16 protein-coding genes are annotated in these 20,795 nt (G+C 61.9%); 12 read left to right on the top strand and 4 right to left on the bottom strand.

Features of this window, described 5'->3' with window-relative positions; genetic code table 11:
* Positions 1 to 30: 30 nt before the first annotated feature.
* Both dgcA and R3E77_02505 read right to left on the bottom strand, forming a co-directional pair.
* Entirely contained in the window at positions 31 to 1,011 is a 981-nt protein-coding gene (gene dgcA, locus R3E77_02510; GenBank protein MEZ5498282.1) for an N-acetyl-D-Glu racemase DgcA, read from the bottom strand.
* Positions 1,012 to 1,062: 51 nt separating this feature from the next.
* On the bottom strand, positions 1,063 to 2,982 hold the full coding sequence (locus tag R3E77_02505) for a serine hydrolase domain-containing protein (protein MEZ5498281.1): 1,920 nt from the start codon (positions 2,980 to 2,982) through the stop codon (positions 1,063 to 1,065).
* A gap of 129 nt (positions 2,983 to 3,111) precedes the next feature.
* Between R3E77_02505 and R3E77_02500 the strand changes: the two genes are divergently transcribed.
* The 7 genes from R3E77_02500 to R3E77_02470 all read left to right on the top strand — a co-directional run bounded on the left by R3E77_02500 (position 3,112) and on the right by R3E77_02470 (position 11,396).
* Positions 3,112 to 4,155 carry an AraC family transcriptional regulator gene (locus R3E77_02500; protein MEZ5498280.1) on the top strand — a complete coding sequence of 348 codons (1,044 nt, stop codon included), beginning with the start codon at positions 3,112 to 3,114 and terminating at the stop codon, positions 4,153 to 4,155.
* A 156-nt stretch (positions 4,156 to 4,311) separates the two neighbouring features.
* The gene (locus R3E77_02495; protein MEZ5498279.1) at positions 4,312 to 6,600 is read left to right on the top strand and encodes a TonB-dependent receptor; all 2,289 of its coding nucleotides are present in this window, start codon (positions 4,312 to 4,314) and stop codon (positions 6,598 to 6,600) included.
* A 64-nt stretch (positions 6,601 to 6,664) separates the two neighbouring features.
* Entirely contained in the window at positions 6,665 to 7,810 is a 1,146-nt protein-coding gene (locus R3E77_02490) for a DUF819 family protein (protein ID MEZ5498278.1), read from the top strand.
* Positions 7,807 to 8,850, top strand: coding sequence for a DUF1611 domain-containing protein (locus tag R3E77_02485; protein ID MEZ5498277.1), 1,044 nt, complete (start codon positions 7,807 to 7,809; stop codon positions 8,848 to 8,850). The genes R3E77_02490 and R3E77_02485 overlap by 4 nt, the downstream gene beginning before the upstream one ends.
* 12 nt (positions 8,851 to 8,862) lie before the next feature.
* The gene (locus R3E77_02480; GenBank protein ID MEZ5498276.1) at positions 8,863 to 9,558 is read left to right on the top strand and encodes a DUF4241 domain-containing protein; all 696 of its coding nucleotides are present in this window, start codon (positions 8,863 to 8,865) and stop codon (positions 9,556 to 9,558) included.
* Between the two features lie 8 nt (positions 9,559 to 9,566).
* A complete protein-coding gene (locus R3E77_02475; GenBank protein MEZ5498275.1) occupies positions 9,567 to 10,790 on the top strand; it encodes a hypothetical protein in 1,224 nt (407 codons plus the stop codon).
* Positions 10,791 to 11,084: 294 nt separating this feature from the next.
* Entirely contained in the window at positions 11,085 to 11,396 is a 312-nt protein-coding gene (locus R3E77_02470; GenBank protein ID MEZ5498274.1) for a hypothetical protein, read from the top strand.
* On the opposite strand, the gene R3E77_02465 is transcribed toward R3E77_02470, so the two are convergent.
* Positions 11,365 to 11,751 carry a hypothetical protein gene (locus R3E77_02465; GenBank protein ID MEZ5498273.1) on the bottom strand — a complete coding sequence of 129 codons (387 nt, stop codon included), beginning with the start codon at positions 11,749 to 11,751 and terminating at the stop codon, positions 11,365 to 11,367. The genes R3E77_02470 and R3E77_02465 overlap by 32 nt on opposite strands.
* Positions 11,752 to 11,970: 219 nt before the next feature.
* Here R3E77_02465 and R3E77_02460 point away from each other — a divergent pair, with 219 nt between their 5' ends.
* Positions 11,971 to 12,702 carry a DNA alkylation repair protein gene (locus R3E77_02460; GenBank protein ID MEZ5498272.1) on the top strand — a complete coding sequence of 244 codons (732 nt, stop codon included), beginning with the start codon at positions 11,971 to 11,973 and terminating at the stop codon, positions 12,700 to 12,702.
* Between the two features lie 474 nt (positions 12,703 to 13,176).
* Here the strand turns inward: R3E77_02460 and R3E77_02455 are convergent, their stop codons facing one another.
* Positions 13,177 to 15,828 (bottom strand): hypothetical protein, encoded by a 2,652-nt coding sequence (locus tag R3E77_02455; GenBank protein ID MEZ5498271.1) that lies wholly within the window; start codon positions 15,826 to 15,828, stop codon positions 13,177 to 13,179.
* 180 nt (positions 15,829 to 16,008) lie between these two features.
* Between R3E77_02455 and R3E77_02450 the strand changes: the two genes are divergently transcribed.
* The 4 genes from R3E77_02450 (at position 16,009) to R3E77_02435 (ending at position 20,710) form a co-directional block, all read left to right on the top strand.
* Positions 16,009 to 16,725, top strand: coding sequence for a hypothetical protein (locus tag R3E77_02450; GenBank protein MEZ5498270.1), 717 nt, complete (start codon positions 16,009 to 16,011; stop codon positions 16,723 to 16,725).
* Positions 16,726 to 16,817: 92 nt separating this feature from the next.
* A complete protein-coding gene (locus tag R3E77_02445; GenBank protein MEZ5498269.1) occupies positions 16,818 to 19,361 on the top strand; it encodes a protein kinase in 2,544 nt (847 codons plus the stop codon).
* A 72-nt stretch (positions 19,362 to 19,433) separates the two neighbouring features.
* Positions 19,434 to 20,123, top strand: a complete 690-nt coding sequence (locus R3E77_02440; GenBank protein ID MEZ5498268.1) for a hypothetical protein — start codon at positions 19,434 to 19,436, stop codon at positions 20,121 to 20,123.
* Positions 20,120 to 20,710, top strand: a complete 591-nt coding sequence (locus tag R3E77_02435; GenBank protein MEZ5498267.1) for a hypothetical protein — start codon at positions 20,120 to 20,122, stop codon at positions 20,708 to 20,710. Before R3E77_02440 ends, R3E77_02435 begins: the two co-directional genes overlap by 4 nt.
* Positions 20,711 to 20,795 lie beyond the last annotated feature (85 nt).

The raw sequence follows: 20,795 nt of genomic DNA, 5'->3' as shown, positions 1-20,795 counted from the left end.
GCGCGGCGCTCGCTCGACCTGCGATGATGGTCAGCCCCATAGGCTGCTCGATGGCCCGGTCACTTCGCCGTGACGGATACTCATCGGGCATTTTCGATCAGCGGTGAGAAACAGCGGCCCGTCGAGATCGACGAATCTCGCGAGCTGCGCCACAACGAAACCGGGCGCTATCGCGAGCGATGTGCCCATCATGTTGCCGACCATGACGTCGATGCCACGTTCTCGCGCACGCCGCGCGATCTGCAACGCTTCGGTCAATCCGCCGCACTTGTCGAGCTTGATGTTGATCACCTGGTAACGGCGCGCGGCCTGCTCGAACTCGGTCAGGTCCAGACAGGACTCGTCGGCGCAAACGGGCACCGGCGGGCGATACCCCTCGAGGCCGGAGTCTCCACCCCGTGGCAACGGCTGCTCGATCATGGCAACACCCAGGTCGGCAAACCGTGGCGAAAACGTCCTGAGTTGATCCAATGTCCAACCTTGGTTCACGTCGACGACAAGCTCCGCATCGGGGCGCGCCTCGCGCACGGCTCGCAATCGCTCGAGTGCGAGTTCGCCGTTGAGCTTGACCTTGATACGAGCCGTGTCCAGCGTTCTTGCAACGGCGCCCATTTCGTCAGGCGTGGCAATTCCGATGGTGAGCACCGTGTGCGTCGGCCTGGGTTCGATCCCGGTCAGGTCCCAGATGCTGCGACCGCTTTGCTTGGCTTCGAGATCCCAAAGCGCACAATCGAGCGCATTGCGCGCGCCGCCGGGCGGCAACAGGTTCTGCAGTGCAGACCGATCGGCACCTGCCTCGATGGCGTCGCGCACCGTTTCCAGCTCCGCCAGCATGCTCGCGCCGCTTTCGTCGCGGTAGTAGGCCCCCGCTGCTTCGCCCCGACCGATCGCGCCAGCGTCTGTCAATTCAACGTAGAGGAGATCCGACTCGGTGAAGGTATGGCCCGTGATGACGAACGGTTCCTTGAACGCCCAACGTTCCGTTCGGGCGAGCAGCTTGCGCTGGGTCATCCTGGGACCCGTCGCCCTGTATCTCTACACCGCAGCATTTGCCGTGTTAACTCAGGTCTTGTACTGAAAGCCGAGGACATTCCAGTACCAGTAGAACCAGCACATGAAAAGCGCACACAGCGCGATCACGCTGTAGCGCACACGCGCCCAGAAGCCGCCCAGGCGAGCATTGCGCCATACGAGCACCGTTCGATAAAGCAGGTAAATGCCGGCAATCGTGGCCAGGACAGGCAACACCAACCAGGCTTTGAACAGGAAAGGAATGCCCGTAAAGAGTTTGTCCTTGACGATAAGGACCACGACCAGCCCTGCCACGACAACCAGCAGATTTGCTGCGGCTGCCCAGACTGCAGCGCTGGTCGCAGCCCGGTCGTTGGGGACCTGCGCCTTGATGGCCTTGCGCTGGAAAAAGCGCCGCAACAGCACCAGAACGAAAACAAGCAGCGATGCGCCCAGCAGGCTGAAGTTGAAATTCGGCGTGGCCGCGAGCGGAAGCTTGCGCAACGACATGAACGGCAGGCCATCGAGCACGAATCCGGTGATCGTACCGGAGGCATCCTCCTGGAACGCCAGCCGCTGCGGACTGATGCCCGCGACCAGCGAAATATTCGGATCGAGTTCGACGAACAGATTCTTGTCAACCTGCACATATTGCTTGGCGTTGCCGGCGAAGGCGAGCACCAACGTATCGTCCTTGGTCGGTGCGACCTGCATGACGCTGCCTAGTCCCAGGAGTTTCTCGATACTGGAGAAATTGTTTCGCCAGAAGCCATAGTTGCCCGCGTAACGTTGCGCGGTCTTGGCGAAATCCTTTGGCGGAACCGGCCGCGTAACGGCAGCAGGGAAATACTCGTTGTAGAGCGCCGGCGTGAACGCAGATCGGACAGCACTGCCGCCAGGCGCGCCGAAACTGACGAAGAACGCCAGGTTGTGTGTCTGGTCAATGCCGAGGTAAGAGTGAAACCACTGTGTGTCGCCGCCATGGCCAACCAATCGGGTGCCGTTGTGCTCTTCCTCATAGAAACCAAGCGCCATGCCCATGAGTCGAGGGTCGTGGGAAAAGGCCCGGGTCAACATCGTCGCGAGGGTGGCTTCACCAATGATCCTGTTGCCATCGAGCTCGCCACCATTCAATACGGCCTGGGCGAACCGCACCATGTCGGTTCCGCTGGCCGACAGTGCGCCCGCCGGCCCGAAGTTGGAAACGATTTCGAACGGCTTCTCGACGAACCCACCTGTTTCCACGGTATAGCTCTTGGCCATGTCGGCGGCGAGCGTTGCGGGCAGCGGCTCATCGAACGTGGCGTGCTGCATGCCAAGGGGCTGGAGAATTTGGGTCTTGATGTATTCGTTGAACGACAAGCCGGATATATCGGCAACGATCAGCCCCGCGATCGAGGTCGCATAGTTTGAATAGGCGGTATGGGTTCCCGGCGCATTCACCCGCTTTGGCTGATAGCGTTCCATCGAATCTGCGAGCGGCATGATGCGCCCGGGATCGTCAACGATCAGATAACCAAGCGCTCCGTCTTCGAACCCGGCCGTGTGCGTCATGATGTGGCGCAATGTCACCGGCTTGCCGAATGCTTCCTTGATCCTGACCTTCTTCAGGTAGCCGTTGACGTCGGCATCGAGGTCGAGTTTGCCCTGATCGACGAGCTGCATCACCGCCATCCAGGTGAAGAGCTTGGAGACCGATCCCGGTCGGAAAAGAGTGGTTTGCGGATCGACGGGTTCGGCCGTTGCGACGTCCTTGTACCCGTAGCCCTTGGCGAGTATCACCTGGCCGTCCTTGGCAATGACGACGACGCCCGAAGGGCTCTTGTTGGCCGACATGGTCGGCTCGACGACGCCATCGACGAAGCTCTCGAGCGCAGCAGTGTTGGTCAGATCGGCCGCTGCGGCGGACAGACCCGGAAACGACACCAGAACGCTCACCGCGAGTGCGAGCCGGAAATCTCGAAGGATCATCGCTTACCCCCAAATGGCCTGAAGGGCCGAAATCGGATCATAGCCCCCGGAAACGATTGCGGGTTAGGCAGAAGCGCCAACATAATGTGCACAATCGGCAGGTCAATTCATGCGCCGAGGTAACCCGGCTTGAAATACGGTGACGAGTTCGTGGTCGAGGTACCGGAAGGGTTCGCCCTGGACCAGGTCGCCCGCGCGCGAGTCGATGAACTGTTCGGTCATGCCAGGCGCCTCACCCGCTTTGAGTCGACGCCGGATCACAACTTCATTCACGACCTCACCGGATCGGGAATCGAGGGACTGCTCTGCTATCGCATCGACGCCGACAGCATGATCGAGATCAATGACGCGTTCCTTCACGAGAACTACGTGCTGCGAAATGAAGTTGCGGACCTGATCAGCTTTCAGTTCGTGTCCACTGTAAAGCGATCGGAGTATCTCGGCCGGCGCAGGAACGAACACGATTTCGGACCTGCCTTCATAGTCAGCACGGTGCCGCAGGCGGAGACCACCTACCGCGTGCCCAAGCGCGAAGTGCCGATCCAGCATGTCGTCGTGCACGCCACGCTCTCGACGCTGCTCGAACGCACGGGTGAGCAGCGCGGACACTACCCCCGCTGGCTGCGCGATACCCTGGCCGGCAAGCAGAAAAGCCCGCGGCAAAAGGTGTATTTCCTTGAGGACGTGCACCGCGATGCCATCTGGTCGTGCTTTCACCTGCCGGTCTCGGGAAGCCTGCTCGGTCACTGGATGTCCGCCAAGTACGACGAACTGCTTTGCATTGGCCTGCAGATCCTCAAGAACAGCCAGAACCTGCCCGATCACGACGCGCTCGATCTCGATCTACCCTGCGGCGACAAGATCCGCAGGGCGCGGGCGATACTGAGCGTCGACTATGCCAATCCACCGCTGCTGCCGGATCTCGCGCAGCAGCTTGGAATTTCCGAGACGCGGTTGAAGAGCGGGTTTCGCTCCATGTACGGTAGCAGCGTCATGCAGTATTGCATCGACCGGCGCGTCGAGGCAGCCCGGTTGTTGCTGCGCGAGGGTCGCTTGTCGATTTCGGAGATCGGGAGCATCGTCGGATATGAAGACCACTCTGCATTCTCGCGGGCGTTTCGGCGCCAGACCGGCGCCACGCCTCGCGAATGGCGGCGTGCGCGTGGCTCCTGACGCGACTGCGGCGGCGATGCTGCCCTGAACTTAGCCACCGAATCTGCATAGTAAATGGCCGTATCTGACTAATGGCCGCGCCGGGCGGCGAATTAGTATTGGCCATGCAGACGCCGCTTTCGCGGACCGGTCTTATTTGGCAGGGGTGGGACGATCATGGCGAACAAAACCAGCAAGCATGCAGCAGCCATCAGCGCGAGCCTGATATTCGCAACGGCGTCCGGCGCGGTCGCCGCACAAGGCGCCGCAGTGCCGCTCGAAGAAGTTGTCGTCACTGCGCAGAAGCGCAGCGAGACGCTGGCCGAGATTCCCATGTCGGTGACCGTGCTGTCGGGCGATGCCCTGGAGCGCCAACAGGCCGTGACCTTCGAGGACATGGTATCGCTCGTACCTGGTTTCAGTCTCAATTCGACCGCGCGTGGCGTCAACCGCATCACCCTGCGTGGCATCAATACGGGTGGCGTTGCCAGCACGGTCGGTGTCTACGTCGATGACGTGCCGTTCGGATCGAGCAGCGGTCTCGCCAATGCGGCGATCCTGTCGGGCGATTTCGACACCTTTGACCTTGCACGCCTCGAGGTCCTGCGCGGTCCACAGGGCACACTCTATGGCGCGAGCTCACTGGGCGGCGTCATGAAATACGTCTTGAACGCGCCAAATACTGAAAAATTCGAAGGACGGGCACAAGTCGGTATCGAGAATATCGCGCATGGCGATGTCGGCTATTCAGTCACCGGTCTCATCAACATTCCCCTGAGCGAACGGGCAGCGCTTCGTGCCAGCGCCTATTACCGCAATTCAGACGGCTGGATCGACTCGATCGGAAACAACCCGATACCGAGCCTGACGGATCCGAACGTCAACGTACTGAATGGCACTCGAGTCGAGGACAACATCAATTCGGTCAAATCCACGGGTGCAAGGCTCGCGGCACTGTTCAAACTCACGGACAGCGCATCGCTCACGCTTGCCGCCGTCGCCCAGGACATCGACAACGGCTCGACCGGCGTGGTCGATGCGGATCCCGTGACGCTCAAGCCCCTCAATGACAATGTCCGCTCCCGCTACAACAGCGACTTCGCCGATATCAAGTACCGGGTCTACAGCGCGACGCTCGACTGGGATTTCGGTGGCGCATCGCTCGAATCGATAACGAGCTATGCGGAGTTCTCCGACACGTTCCAGACGGATGTCGCCGCCAATACCGCACTGCTCGGGCTGCCCATTGCGCCCGCGACCACCTTGATCTTCGGTGACCCCGTGACGCGTCCGCTGAGCGCGATCCTCGATCAAATCACGAGCACGGACAAATTCACGCAGGAGCTGCGCCTGGTTTCCGCCGACAACGATCAGTTTGAATGGCTGCTCGGCGTGTACTACACAAAGGAAGACTCGGGTATCGACCCGCAACGTCTTCAGGCCGTCGAAGCGGGAACGGATACGCTGGCCAGCGGCATTCCGGTCCTGGTCAACGCCGTGCTGACATCAAAGTTCGAGGAAAAAGCGCTGTTCGCGAACGCCACCTGGCATGTGGCCCCGCGCGTGGAACTGTCATTCGGTGCGCGCGCGAGCCAGAACGACCAGAAGGCATCGCAGGTCCTTGAGGGCGCGCTGCTCGGCGGTACGATCAATTTCGACGACGCCAAGTCGTCGGAGAGTCCGTTTACCTGGTCGATCTCGCCGCGATTTGCCGTCAATGACGACGTTTCACTGTATGCCCGCGTTGCGACCGGTTACCGGCCGGGCGGCCCGAATGTGATCCCGCCAGGCGCACCGCCCGGAACACCCGGCTCATATGACTCGGACGAACTCACCAGCTACGAGGCCGGCGTCAAGGCCAGCCTCGCCGATGACCGATTCATGATCGATTTTGCAGCGTACCTGCTCGACTGGAAAAAGGTGCAGCTGTTGGCCGTCGTGAATGGCGTTGGATTGAATGCCAACGGCGGCACGGCCGAGAGCAAGGGCTTCGAGTTCGCCGCGACCATGCGACCAACGGACAATTTCACGCTGGTGCTGAACGGCGCATACACCGACGCCAAGCTCACACAGGACACCGATCCCGTCGTCGGCGGACTCGACGGTGATCCACTGTCCTATGTGCCGGAGTGGAGCCTCGGTCTCGACGCCAATTACGGCTGGACCATGGCGAGTGGCGCACATGCCTGGGTCGGCGGCAATCTTGGCTATGTGGGCGATCGCCCGGCGGATTTCAACAATCGCACTGCCGGTGGCGACCTGCGCAAGACCGATGCCTATACGCTCGTCAACGCGCGCGCCGGCATCGATTTCGGCAGCTGGTCGATCGAGCTCTATGGCAAGAACCTCAGCGACGAAGAAGGCGTGAGCCAGATCAACGCGGAGGGTGCCCTGCCGAACAATGCAGTCGGCCTCGCGATGATCCGGCCGCGCACCGTCGGACTGGCGGTGGGCGTCAAGTTCTAAGGCGTTGACGGTGGCGGCTCCGGACCGAGCCGAATGAGCGAAGGCCCGACGCAATTGTGATGGCATGCCGCTGATCGGGAGCGATCAGACCCTGGCGCTCAGCGCCCTGGTCATGGCAATCGTCGCCTTCGGCATGTGGGCGGAACGGACGCGCTGGGGTGCGCGGCTCGGTGGCCCGGTGCTCCTGCTCGCGGTGCCGATGGTACTCGCGAATCTCAATGTCATGCCGCATTCGGCTGCGCTCTACGACGGCGTAGCCGTCTATGTCGTACCGGCCGCCATTCCTCTCCTCTTGTTGCGCGCCGATTTGCGAAGCATCCTGCGCGAGTCCGGCACGATGCTGCTCGCGTTTGCACTGGCGGCAGGCGCGACGACCGTCGGCGCCCTGGTCAGTGTGCATCTGGTCGACCTCGGCGCAAAGGAAGCCGAGATTGCCGGCACGATATTGTCGAGCTACATCGGCGGCTCGCTCAATTTCGTTGCCAGCGCCGAGGCACTCGGGATTCGCGATTCATCTGTTTATGTTGCGAGCCTGGCGGCGGATGCCGTTGGCGCGGTGTTCTTCCTGGTCGCGCTGATGCTGCTGCCCGCGATGAGTTTCGTTCGCAAAAGCATGCCCTCGAAATTCCTGGACGGGTCGGTCGACGAATCGACCGGCGACGCGACGCATCAGGCAACGGCTTTTCATCTGCCGCATGCAGCCAACGGCCTGGCGATCAGCCTTGCGATCTGTGCGGCAAGCCACGCGCTCTGCGCCTGGCTCAACCTCGAATCACTGTACATTCTGGTCGTCACCGCGATTGCGCTTGTCGTTGCGAATTTCGCGAGACCAGTCCTGCGCCACGTCAGCGCCGATTTCGAGATCGGCACGCTGTTCATGTACCTGTTCTTCGTCTGCATCGGCGCGGGCGCGGATTTCGTCGAAGTCGCGGGCGCTGCGCTGCCGATTCTGGCCTACATCATCATCATGGTAATCGTGCACCTGCTGTTGTTGATCGGCATTGGTCGCATGCTGCGCCTCGACCTCGCCGAAGTCATGATTGCATCGAATGCCTGCATACTGGGCCCTGGCACAGCCGCCGCACTGGCGGCCAGCAAGGGCTGGAAAACACTCGTCGCACCCGGCATTCTGGTTGGCATGCTGGGGTATGCTATTGGCACCTTCATCGGAGTCTCTGTTGCGGCGCTGCTGAAATTCTGGGCTGCATGATGACCAACATTCTGCGCATCACGCTTCGCAAGCCCTACCTCATTCTGGTGGGCGACGAGACCGATACGACCTACGCGAAGACCGGGCTCGGCATCGTGCAGTGGCGTGGCGCCGATGTTGCGGGACAACTTCGGCTGTCTCCGGCGGCGGTCGATCTCGGCGTTGCCGATCTGACCATTGCAGAGGCCGCGCGGAAGCGCGTTGGCAGCCTCGTCGTTGGTGTTGCACCAGTCGGAGGCAAAGTGCCCGAGGCATGGTGGCACTCGATGCGCGAAGCGGCTGCCGCGGGCCTCGATGTGGTAGCTGGACTGCATACGAGACTCAATGACAGCCCGGAACTGGTGGCCACCGCGCGCAAATCGGGTGTGGGGCTCATCGATGTTCGTGTGCCGCCCTCGCCGCTGCCGGTAGGCACGGGCAGGAAGCGCAGCGGCCTCAGGCTCCTGACGGTAGGAACCGACTGCGCAATCGGCAAGAAGTACACGGCACTTGCGATCGAGCGCGCCATGCGGGACGCGGGCCTTCCCGCGACTTTTCGCGCGACGGGGCAGACCGGCATCATGATCGCGGGGGAAGGCATGCCAATTGACGCCGTGGTCGCGGACTTTGTATCGGGCGCCGCCGAAGTGCTGTCGCCGGACAATGCGCCAACCCACTGGGACGTCATCGAGGGCCAAGGCTCGCTGTTTCATCCCGGCTACTCCGGCGTGAGCCTCGGGCTCCTGCACGGTTCGCAGCCCGATGCCATTGTCGTATGCCATGACGCCACGCGCGATCGCGTCTCGGGCTGGCCGCACTACGCACTGCCCTCGCTGGCTGAATGCATCGAGGTCCACGAACGACTGGCGCGCCGCACGAATCCGGCAGCGCGTGTTGTCGGGGTATCCGTAAACACCTCTGCGCTACCGGGCACGAAACGCATTGACTATCTCGCGGTACTGCGCGACCGTCACGGACTACCGGCCGTTGATCCGTTGATCGACGGCTGCGGTGATATCGTCGCGCACATCAAGGAGAGCATTCTCCAGTCCACGCGATAAAGAGGTAACAGCGTGCCGTACAGTCTCGATCCTCAACAGTTGCGGGTTGCCTTCGCGAACGGCGAAATTCAGGACGGCGGTCGCCTGGTGAAGTTCCACTCCGTCGAGGTGGGACCTGTCGAATTGAGCTCGGGCGCCATCACCGCCTGCGATCCTCTGGTCGTACCGGACGCACCGGCATATTCGCAGGCGATTCCGAACGGATCATTCCCGGTGACGCTTGCGATCGCGGCCTTTCCGAACCAGGACGAACGTGTTGCATTTGCCCGCGTGACGTTCGCGCAGGAAGAACCAAGCCACTGGAGGATGGCACTGCTGCCTTCGCAGGAAGACGGCCAGCTCGGCGACGACGAATTCTTCGGCTATGGGGTGGATTCCGGAACGGGCTGCTTCATGGACGCAGTGGCTGGGCAATTCCTTTGCGAGCGCATGAAACAGGACAAGAGGTTCTACGATGTCATCAGCGATGACATGCAGAAAACCTACCGCCACACGCGCTCCTGGCTCAATTTCCAGCCCCGCCCGGACCGGCCCGAGAATGTCATTTGTTTTTCCTCCGGGTTTGGCGATGGCTCCTACCCTTCGTTCTTCGGACTCTCTGCGGACAACAGGCCGCTTGTCCTCATCACCGACTTTCAGGTATTGCTTGGCGAGGAGTCCGACGTCGACGACGGTGCAAAACCGTGGTGGAAATTTTGGGCACGATGAGGTTGGCGGTGACGCGACGGCATGCGATTGCCGGTGCCGTCGCGCTGGGTGTTGCCAGCCACCGGTCGTTTGCGGCGGAAATTGCTGCGAAGAATCCCGGTGCGCAGGAGAGCATGGACGAACTTACCGCGCGTTGGCGTTACGCGGTGCGCGATGGCCTGCCACAATCGGTGCGCGTCGATGAGCGCGATGCGCGGCGGCTTTACCTTTGTCTCAAGAACGGCGGTCTGGCGTCGCTTCAGATCGGCGAAGGCGACGCGGCGCCACGGCAGATTTCCCGCCTCGCCGTGGCATCGTTTGGTCAACTGCACGTCATGGACGCACAGCAACAGGGGAGCTTGTTGTACCTGGCGCTCGGCGACTTGTTCGCAGCACGCGGATCCGCGGCGGGCCTTGCCATCGTCGACTGCGCAGAGCCGTCGCAATTGCGGCTTATCGGGTTGTGGATATCTCCGCAGCGCGTGCAGGGCGCTGCCGCGGTACTCGTTCGTGGCGAGCGTGCTTACGTTGCGGCAATGTCCCATGGCGTGCTGGTATTCGATGTCGCACGCGCCGACAAACCCAGATTCATCACGACGATCAAGCCGGACCCGGATTTCCCGCGTCCCGATCCTGGCCGCGTTGCACGGCCGAACAGTCGCGGCCTCGCCATTGATGGCAGCCATCTCTACATTGCCAATGATGCTGGAGGCGTCAGGGTGTTCTCGCTGGGGCAGGACCGGGAAGCGCTCGAAGTCGGGCGTTACGTCAACGCGCGGATGGCGACACGTCAACAGGCCTACAACAATCTGGTCATTGAAGACGGAATTGTTTTTGCAGCCGTTGATTACGCCGGACTCGAAATCATCTCAGCTCGTGACCCAGCGCGCATGAGCCAGCTTGGTTGGTGGAACCCCTGGCGCGCCGATACTGCATCGAATCGCTGGTTCAACAGCCGCGGCCACACGAACCAGATCGCTCTCGATGGTGCGCGCCGCCTTGTCTATCTGTCGGCAGGTGATAGCGAGCTTCAGGTTGTAGATGTCGCCGATCCTGCGACGCCGAAGCTCATCGCTCGACATGGCGCGCCGGGCAATGGGCGCGGCACCTGGGGACTCGCGCTCGCGCGCGATGCCGCCTATCTCACCTACCTGCGCACGTGGGTGCCATTTCGTGGCCGTTGGTCCGGGCTCGTTTCGGTTGAGTTGCCAAGCAAGAGAACATCAGGCCCGCAGACGAGGACTGCTGCTTGAGTCTTGCGCACTGGGAAAGCTATTACCGCGGCGGGGCCATCGCGACCTGCCCCACCGGCGCCGACACCACCTACACCGCGGAACTGCGCGATGTCTGGAGAAACTTCTTTGCGCCTCTTCACCAGAACGCACATATCCTCGACGTCGGCACGGGCAATGGCGCGATTGCACTGATCGCGGCGGAACTTTCGCGGGAGCTGCAACGGCAGTGGCGCATCACGGGAACGGACCTCGCGCAGATCGATCCGCCGAGCGGCGCAGCAGCAATCCCACGGCGATCTGACGTTGCGGGTCGTGCTGGATGCGGTTGCAAAGCTACTCGATACGCGCGGTCGGATGCCCTTGGCGCGCCTGCTGCTCGAAGTCGACGGAGTCGAGCATAACGTACGCGCCGCATCGCGGCGCCTCGCCGACCTCGAGCGGGTCGCACTCGATGTGAATGCCTTTGCAAAGCTCGAGGCGATTGCCATCGATCTTGGTTTCAAAATCGTCAACGCGCAGCCACAGCATCACCGCGCGACCAATCTCGTTGGTTGGCGGCTCACGCTCGAAAAGCCACCGACCCACGCCTGGGTCAGTGCGAAATTGAGCCGGCGCCTAGAATGACGGTGCCGCTCACCCGGGACAACTTTCGGGTCGCAAATGCAATCGGCAAACCGGAGAGCAGCACATGTGCAAACAGATTGCGCACCATGCTTTCTGTACCGACATAGACCGGGCGACCGATCATGGACAGCGGCGTGACCAGGTAATTCATGGTGAGGTAGAAGCCAATACCAAACAGCACGCCGCTGACCACTGGCCGCTTGTTCAGCAGGGCAAATCGGCGGGACGCCAGATAAAATAACGCGGCGGCGATCGTCATGATGGCAAAGTGCGCGATAATGCCAATGGCGGCGCTTCCCCAGCCGCCGTTTGCGGCGGTGTTGCCCAGCAATCCGCTGGCTACGAATTGCAGCACCTTGATCGGCGGCGTGCCGTGTGCCGCGCTCCATGCCAGCGCGTAAGTGAGGTCCAGTGCCCCCGCAATCGCTGCCGCACTGGCGATAACCTTGAGCCCGGATGATCGAGTCACGCTGAAGTCCTCGCCAGCACATCGGCAACGGCAGCATGACTGCTACGGCCGGCCGCGTATGCATATATATATAGAGCTGGACGTCGACAGCTTATCATCACCGTCATGGCCGTGCTTCACAACGACCGCCAACTCACTGATCTTGCCGAGATCCGCGATCGGCTACGAGCGCTGGGCAGCACAACGGATGCGCAATTCCTGCAAAGATTTTTCAAGACCGCGTCGGGCGAATACGCGGCCGGCGATCGATTCATCGGTGTGCGCGTTCCGGCCACACGAAAGCTGGCCGCAGCCTGTGCAGATCTTCCGCTGCCGCAACTCAGAACGCTGCTGCGATCGAAGTTTCACGAAGAGCGGCTATTGGCGTTGATCTTGTTGGTACGCGCCTTTGCTCGCGGCGACGACGACGTTCGCCGGTCGATTTACGACCTTTATCTGGCAAACACTCGACACGTCAACAACTGGGACCTGGTCGATGCATCAGCACCGCACATCGTGGGTGCTTGGTTGCAGGATCGTTCACGCGCGCAGCTTTATCGATTGTGTCGGTCGAAGGTTTTGTGGGAGCGGCGTATCGCGATCCTGGCGACATTGCATTTCATACGCAACGGCGAGGCTTCTGACACGCTGCGTATTGCCGCAAGTCTGTTGGGCGACGAGCACGATCTGATCCACAAGGCCACGGGTTGGATGCTGCGCGAAGTCGGACAGCGTGTTGGCAAAAAGCATCTGCTCGAGTTTCTCGATGCGCATGCAACCCTCATGCCACGAACCATGTTGCGATATGCCGTTGAGCGGTTGCCGACGTCGCAGCGGCGGCGGTATCTGCGCGCCTAGGGCTTGATCGACAGCGACATGAAATGACTTCGCGCAAATCGGAAAGGACGATCGCGAATCCTGTCATCCGGAACGCTAACCAGTCGCATACGCGTAGGGCAACACAAAGGCGAATAGAAAAACGCCCAGCGCACTGAGGTACGCAGGCATTACCCCGAAAGAACTTCGCGCGCGTCGCAGGCCGTTCGCCATCAGTGCCAAAACGACGATACCGGCGACAAAGAAGCCCGAGAGCGTAAGGAGCGAGAGTGGGCTTCCCGGAATAATCAACGGTACTGGCACCCAGTAAAGGATCGTGACGGTATCCACAGTAGCCATTCGGTCAGGCGTGCGCGGGAGGTTTCCAGATCCTCCGGCAGCACCTCACCGGGGAGGCGCCTTTGCTGCGCGCTCGCACTTTGCGCGGCGGCGGTTCCCTGAGCGGACGTGGTCGCGCCTGACGTCAGCAGGGCGCCATTGAACCCTCACACTCCCTCAGGGGTCCGCGATCGTGAAGTTGGCGCTCTCGGCGACAACAGACTTGGGAGTCCCGGGACCGCCAGCACCGAAGCCGCCGGTGGTGCTAGTAACCCGAATGCGGGCGCGGGTCGTTGCCGGCCCGGTAAGCTCCCACCACTGAACAGATGATTTGCCACTGCTGTTACCGGCGGGTAGTCCCCAGGTCACTCCACCGTCCCGGCTGATCTGGACGTTGAATGATTGCGTCGGCCACAAATTATGAAACCACGTCACTGCAGGTGAGGGTCTTGATCCAATAACCCAGCGCTCGCCTGCGACCGGCGTCTGGATAACGATGACCGGCGTCACCAGGCTGAATGTGTCGTCACTCGTGTCGCCGCCCTGCGGCTCACCGGCCATGCGCACACGAACGAGGGCCGTGGAACCCAGCGAATCGGGCAGCTTGGCGAATACGCCCACCAGACCGGGACTCACGTTTGACATGTCGATTGGCGGCTTTCCCCAATCGCTGATCGTTGTCCAGGTCGCGCCGCGATCCGTGCTGCAGTCGACCGCAAACGCTTGCGCAGCGCCCAGATTGTGTGTCCAGGTAATAAATCGCTGCTGCCCGGCCGCCCAACTCTCACCACCATTGGGCGAGACCACCTTGATTTGTACGAGCCTGGGGGGCGCCAGCAGGGTGGGATTGATTGGAACAACGGTCGCCGTTCCAATGCCCTGTGGCGCCTCGCCCCATTTGAGCGTCAACGTGTAATTGCCACTGCTGCTACCGACAGTGCGTCGAACGCGAATGTAGAGCAGGCGATCGTCTGCGACACCAGACGCGTTGGCCCAGGCGTAGGCTGCACGCGGTGTACTGCTGGCGCCCGACGATGCGAGTGTGGTCGGCGTCGCGGAGGTTTGCTCGCTCAGCTCGATGTCGTATTGTTCGCCGGCCGCACCGCCCGAGATCGATGCCGAAAAAGCAAGCTGCTGCGAGTTGAAGGTCTCATCGTCCCACGCGCCGATATTGAACCATTGCTCGCTGCCGACAGTCGGCCGCGGCACCTGAGTCGTCGACACAGGGCTGCCAGACGACGGGCTCTGCCAACCGACATTGGCGTAGAATCGCGCCAGTCGCGTAGAAAGTCCGCGGCTCGTGCCGGGGGAGCTCGGATCGGTTGATTGCGCCACGAACGTGAACGGTGCGTCGCTGATATCGCCCGCGGCAACGTTGCCCGACGGCGAAATGCGAATCAGCCCGCTCGTCCCCGGATAGGAGCGTGCAGGCGTCGACACCGTGAACCGGCTCTGCGAGTCCGGCGTGCGCGTGCCGGGCGCCGTCGCGAGTGTTTCCCAACTGACCCCGTTGTCGACAGAAACATCAATATCGAAACTCTGGGTCTCAGGATAGGTATGGGTCCAGAACACCGTGAATAAATTTCCCGACTGCCAAACTTCGCCGCCGTTGGGAAAAAGAACGCGTACCGTACCCGCGGCTCCGGCCCCAACAGACGTCGTAGCGTTTGGCATTGGTGCGACAGGAAATTCGTTGCTCTCCGCACGGATGCCAGATGAAAAGCCGTCCGGTTTCAGGAACGTGACAGATACATGGGCGCTGACCGCTGGACTCGGAAAATCAAACAGCTGATCCGCGCCGGTGAAGGTACCCGGTGATGCCATGCTGCCGCTGAAACCGAAGGCGGTGTTCGCGGTCGTCCCATTCTCGAGGGTGAAATGAGCCATGACGTTGAACCCGGAGCCGGGTTCGGTGATGTTGTGCGTCCATGTCACGGTATGAGTCTGTCCGCGTGTCCAGGTCTCGCGCGGTGTATCCACCGTGATGCTCGGCGGTGGTGTGCGGACAGGCTGAGACGACGGATCACCGCCCGCGGGACTTGTGCCGGGCGGGTTGGTTGCCGGCCCGCCCGTTGCTGGCGACGCATTGGCGAAGGGATCACTCCCCGCGCCGTTCGCCGGCGGGGTTCCGGCGAACGGGTCGCTCGCGGCTCCCGGCGGCGGCGCTCCACTTCCGGAACTCGACGCCAACGGCGGCATTGACGGCGCAGTGCCCCTGCCGAGCGCCCAGGTCGTCGTAACCGTAACGACGGCATCGGAAGGTTGCAGCGGTCCGACTTGTGTCCGCACCTGCGTCGTATTCGAGCCGGTCAGCTGGGTCGCCGATGCACGATCCTCGATCTTGGGAAACTGCCACTCGTAAACCGTCGCTGACAGTTGCTGCTGCGTCTGCGGTGCACCGCTGATGATGAACTGATCCGTTCCACTGTAGCCACCGGACACGGTCAGCTGCGCGTGCCATTTGCCCACGTTGAGCGCGCCGTTGGGCATTACAGTGAACCCGATCGGCGCTTGCGCGACAGGGCTGGACAGGTTGGCGCTCCATTGCGCAATACGCCGGTCCGAATTGCGCGTCCGGTCATGGCTGCCCTGGGCGGTCACGGTCCAGGTCGCCGGATACGAGCGCACGCTACCCTGGACCGTCGGTGCTGCGCCGGCGAGCGTCCACGTCTGGGTCTCCTGATGCGAATAGCCCTGCGCGACGACGGTGATTTCGGAGCGAATTGAGCCCTGCCAATTGTCGTCGCCGGCACTGCGCAGCGAGGGCGGCACGCCCCCGACCATGAGCGCCAACAGGATCCCCACCCCCCGGACGTGACGTTTGCGCATCGAAGCCAATTCCCCGCGTCGCCAGGCGCGACGGTTCCGCGTACCTACTCCGGTATCGGTTCGCCGGGGTTACAAAGCCGCTCCGTGGCCGGAAAGCCATACAATTCGGGTGTAGCGCGTATTCCGCAGCGCCCGGGCGAGGCATACTGGGCAAAGTCGTCACAGCTGTGTCACCGCAAAATGGCGGGGAACAAGTTTCCGGACACGCACTGGAGCGTGGTCGTCCTGGCGGCCGACGAGGATCAACCGGCCGCCCGAAAGGCATTGCAATCCCTTTGCAGTGCCTACTGGTTCCCATTATTCGCTCACCTGCGTGCACGCGGCTTCTCGCGCACGGAAGCCGAAGACCTGCTGCAGGGCTTCTTCGTGCACCTCATCGAGCGGCAATCAATCGGCCGCGCCGATCCGTTGAAGGGATCCTTCCGCGGCTTTCTGCTCGGTTGCCTCAAGTACTACATTGCAAATCGTCGTGAGTTCGAAAGCGCGCAGCGCCGCGGCGGCAAGGTGCACATAGTCTCGCTCGACATCGATGCCAGCGAAGCATGGCTTGCAACCGATGGCGCACTCGATCCGGCGATGGACACCGAACGCGATTTCGACCGACGCTGGGCGCGCGTCGTGATGGAGCGCGCACTCTCCCAGCTGCAGGCGAGCTATTCAGATCGACCCGAAATGTTTTCTGCACTGAAGGGATTTCTTGTCTCGGATGATGGCGAACGTTACGACGCCATTGCTGCACAGCTCGCAGTCAGCGTGTCGGTGATCAAAGTCACCGTGCATCGCATGCGCGCGAAGCTGCGATCGCTGCTGCGCCAGGAGATCGCGATGACTGTGTCCGCGCCGCACGAAATCGACGACGAACTCCGCTACCTTCTTCGCGTCCTGTCGGCGCCGTAACTCCGGGACAACAGTTCCGGATTACCCTCCGAGGACCCATGAGCGTTGCCTCCGACATGTCCAGCATTCGATGCCCGCAATGCGGCGCCTCCATGCAGACCAGTATTGACGGTCTTTGCGTGGCCTGTCTGTTGCGGCTGGGTTTCGGCGATGCGGACGACGAAACCGTAGACCCCGTGTCAGGAGCAGGCGGTCACGAGGCGCACCTCGAGGGTCCGGCCTCGTTGTCAGGCAAACGCATCGGCAACTACGACCTGCTCGAAGTCATCGCGCGCGGTGGCATGGGAATTGTTTATCGTGCGCGCCAGCGAGCGGCCGACCGAATTGTCGCTCTTAAAGTGATGTTGCCTCAGCTAGCGAGTCTCGCGGGCATGCGGGAGCGATTCGTGACGGAGATCGAAGCGGTAGCCCGGCTCGATCATCCAAATATTTTGCCCATCTACGAAGTGGGCGACTACGAAGGACTGCCCTATTTCAGCATGAAGCTCGCGCAAGGCGGGGAGCTCGATGCACGCATCGCACGACTGCGAGGCGATTGGCACTCCATTGCCTCAATTGTTGCCGCGATCGCACGTGCCGTTGCGCATGCGCACGCCTGCGGCATTTTGCATCGCGACCTGAAGCCCCGCAACATCCTGTTCGATGCCCAAGACCAGCCGTTGGTGTGCGACTTCGGTCTTGCGAAATTCCGTACGGTCGATCGACTATTGACGCTCCCGGCCTCGGCGATCGGCAGTCCCGGCTATATGGCGCCCGAGCAGGTGAGCGCCGAGTTCGGCGAAGTCGGGCCGGCCACCGATGTCTATGGCCTCGGCGCAATCCTCTACGAACTGCTCACCGGACGACCACCGATTGACGCCCTCGATGGTGTCGAGGCATTGCGCCACGTAACGACTATCGTTCCGGCGCCACCTACACAACTCGATCAGTCGGTGCCAGCCGATCTCGCCGCGATTGCGCTGCGCTGTCTCGCGAAACATCCGTCCGAGCGGTACGCAACTGCCGAGTCCGTGGCTCTTGACATCGAGCGCTGGCAAACGACAGGGAGCAGCGAAGCGCGAGTACGACTCAGATGGCAGCGACTGTCTCATCGCAGAGGAATCCAGGTGGCATCGGCCTTGTCGCTTGTTTTTGTTTTGGCCGCCTGGATGTACTTCACACGCGACATCGACACGCGAGCGAATTCGCTCGCCGCGCCCTTAGCAAGATCAATCGGCGTCGTGCCATTCGTCAATGCTTCTAAGAATCCGGCCGATGACGACCTGACGCTGATCGTGACGGACGATTTGCTGCGCGAACTCCGTCAGGTCGATACGCTCAGTGTCGTTCCATTTCGTGTTCGCTTCGATGCCGACGCTGCGAGCGATCCCGCCGCCGCTGCTGCGGAACTCGGCACGGAGCTTATGCTGAGCGGCGACATCGAGCGGCGCGACAGGACGATCGAGGTCCATGCGAAGCTCTGGGATGTTCAGAATCGCCGCAATGTCTGGCGCAAGACTTTTGCCTCCGACGCGCGCGACCTGCTCGAGATGCGATCAGAGATTGCGCAAGCGCTGGTGACCAGCCTGCAGGTCCAAATAGGAGATGCCCTGCAGACGCAACTGTCGCCGACTGCGTTGACGGCCAATCCCGCAGCCTACCGAAAATATCTCCGCGGCCGCTATCTGCTGCGCTGGCGAAGACCCGAGACCATGGAGCAGGCTGCGAACGAGTTGCGCGCAGCGGTCACGCTCGATCCGCGGTTCGCACAGGCGTATGGCGCGCTCGCCGCCGTCTACGCACTTTGGGCGCCGGGCTGGCCGTCGCCGGACGGCAATCCGCAGGCGCTCGCACTGCGATTCGCGCATCGCGCACTGGAGCTCGATCCCCGTCTTGCGGAAGCACATGCCGTGATTGCCGATGATGCATCATTGAATGGTCACTATAACGACGCAGAGGTGTCGTTCAGAAAGGCGCTGGCAACGGATCCTCGCGATCCGTCGGCGCTGCACTTCTTTGCGGTACACCTGTACAGCGTCGGCAAACTGCGCGAGGCATTGACGCTCGAGCGGCGCAGTGTCGCGCTCGAACCCAACAGTGCGCAGCCGATGATGTGGCTTGCGATGCTCACGACGCTGCGCGGCGATCGCAACGAGGCGCTGCAATTGTGGCGAAAATCCGAGGAGCTCGGTGCCGCGCGTCCGCTCGCCGCGACTATCGTGCGGCTCGAACTTGGCCAGACCGAGCCGTTGCGGTCCTGGTTCCAGGATCGTTCGGAACGCACCGGTCTGCCTGCGGAGGAAATTCCGGGCGAGCAAATTCTGGTGGATGGCATTGTCGAGGCGGCCCAGCGCGAGGCCGCCATCACGTGGTTGCACCAGCATGAAGCCATCATGACGCCCGCTTTCGCCACCACGTTCTACTCGATGCTGGGTGCCGTCGAGGATGCCTACCGCACGGCCTCGAGTTTCGACCTTGTGGATGACGAGTACTATTCGTACCGCATGGCGAACCTCTGGTCCCCGAAGACCGCGGCACTGCGGGCGGATCGACGCTATGGCGAGCTCGCGGAACGGTGGGGTCTCGCCGCCTACTGGCGCGCCTATGGACCGCCGGACCTGTGCTCGGTAGCGGCGACCGAAATTCGCTGCCACTGAGAAAGCCGGGCTGTAACCCTGCCGATTGGAACCCGGAATACCTGATGGAGTCGCCCGAATTGAAGAGGCGATATGTCAGTTACCGTTCCGGAGGATACGTCCATGCGCCTGCACCTGCCCGCTTCCACTCTCGTTACCCTGCTGACCTGTGGACTTGCCCAGGCCGCGGGTACGCCGGCTACCGTTTGTATCGCCTTGCCGAAGGCCCAGCTCGGCCAGGGCAACAATGCGCCGACCGATGTCAGTGAGCCGGTGCGGGTCACGCTCGGTCAATACATGGCGGGACCTGCACTGACACTCGTCCGATTGGACGCGCGCATTCCCGCGCAGATCGACGCCGAAGCGGCGCAAAAGGGATGTACCTACGTGTTGCAATCGAGCGTTGAGCAGAAGAAAGGCGGAGGGCTCGGGTTCCTCAAGAACCTCGCGCCGCTCGCAAGCGCGGTTCCGATGATGGGCAACATGGGCGGTGGCATGGGTAGCGTCGTTGCCGCACAGGCGGTCAGTTCGGTCGCAAGCACCGCGGCGATGGAGTCGGCGCAGCAGGATGCGATGCAGGCCATGACGGGTGCGCAGCAGAACAGCGTGCGCAAGGGCGACACGATGATCGTGAGCTACACCCTGACCAAAGCCGGTTCGGCTGATGCCGTCAAACAGAACAAGTTCAACAGGAAGGCAAAGGAAAACGGCGAGGATCTGTTGTCGCCGCTGCTCGAGCAGGTTGCAACCGAGGTCGTGACGGCCGCTGCATCCGGCACGTGACAGTGCGCACGACGATTCTTGCGGTTTTGATCTCGCTCTGTAGCGTGGCGCTGACCGCATCTGTGCGTGCCTCCGAATCCGACGAGTTCGAAATCGCCGAACCGGGCCCCGAGCTGCCGGGCGACCGCGCGAAGTCCTGCTGGCAGATCGCGGAGGAAATGGCCACAGCCATGCACAGGCATGGCGCGGACCGTGTGGCCGCCAAGGCAGGTTCGGATGTGTGCGCGGCGCGCAAGCTCGCGCAGCAGCAAGCGCGGGTTGGCACACCGGTCAATGCGCCGATGGGTCCCATGATGCAATTGATGAATGACGCGCGTTTCCAGCGGCTGATATTGCTTGCCGAGGAAAAGCGTTGCGGTGAACAGACCGATTCGCGCGCACCGGCGGCGGCAGCGCCGGTGACTGATCCCTGCACCGGCGAGCGACTTGGACCCGGACAGATACCGGCCGATGTCTCCGGCCTGGCGAAGGCCTATCGTGGTCTGGGCGGAGTTTCGGAGGGGGACAAGACGTCCATCCAGCCCGATCCGTTTTCAACTGCGGCCCCAGCGGCGCCAAAACCAGCGAGTGATCCATTCAAACCCTGAATGGCATTGTGTCGCCAAACGATATGAACCGACGCCAATTGTGTCGCGGGACGGTGCCACTGACCGCTCGCGACTCAATCCGGTG

It is taken from the genome of Steroidobacteraceae bacterium (assembly GCA_041395505.1).
In the GTDB taxonomy this organism is placed as follows: Bacteria; Pseudomonadota; Gammaproteobacteria; order Steroidobacterales; family Steroidobacteraceae; genus JAWLAG01.
The sequence above is the reverse complement of the archived record's forward strand: the minus strand, read 5'-3'. Positions and strand labels throughout refer to the sequence as shown.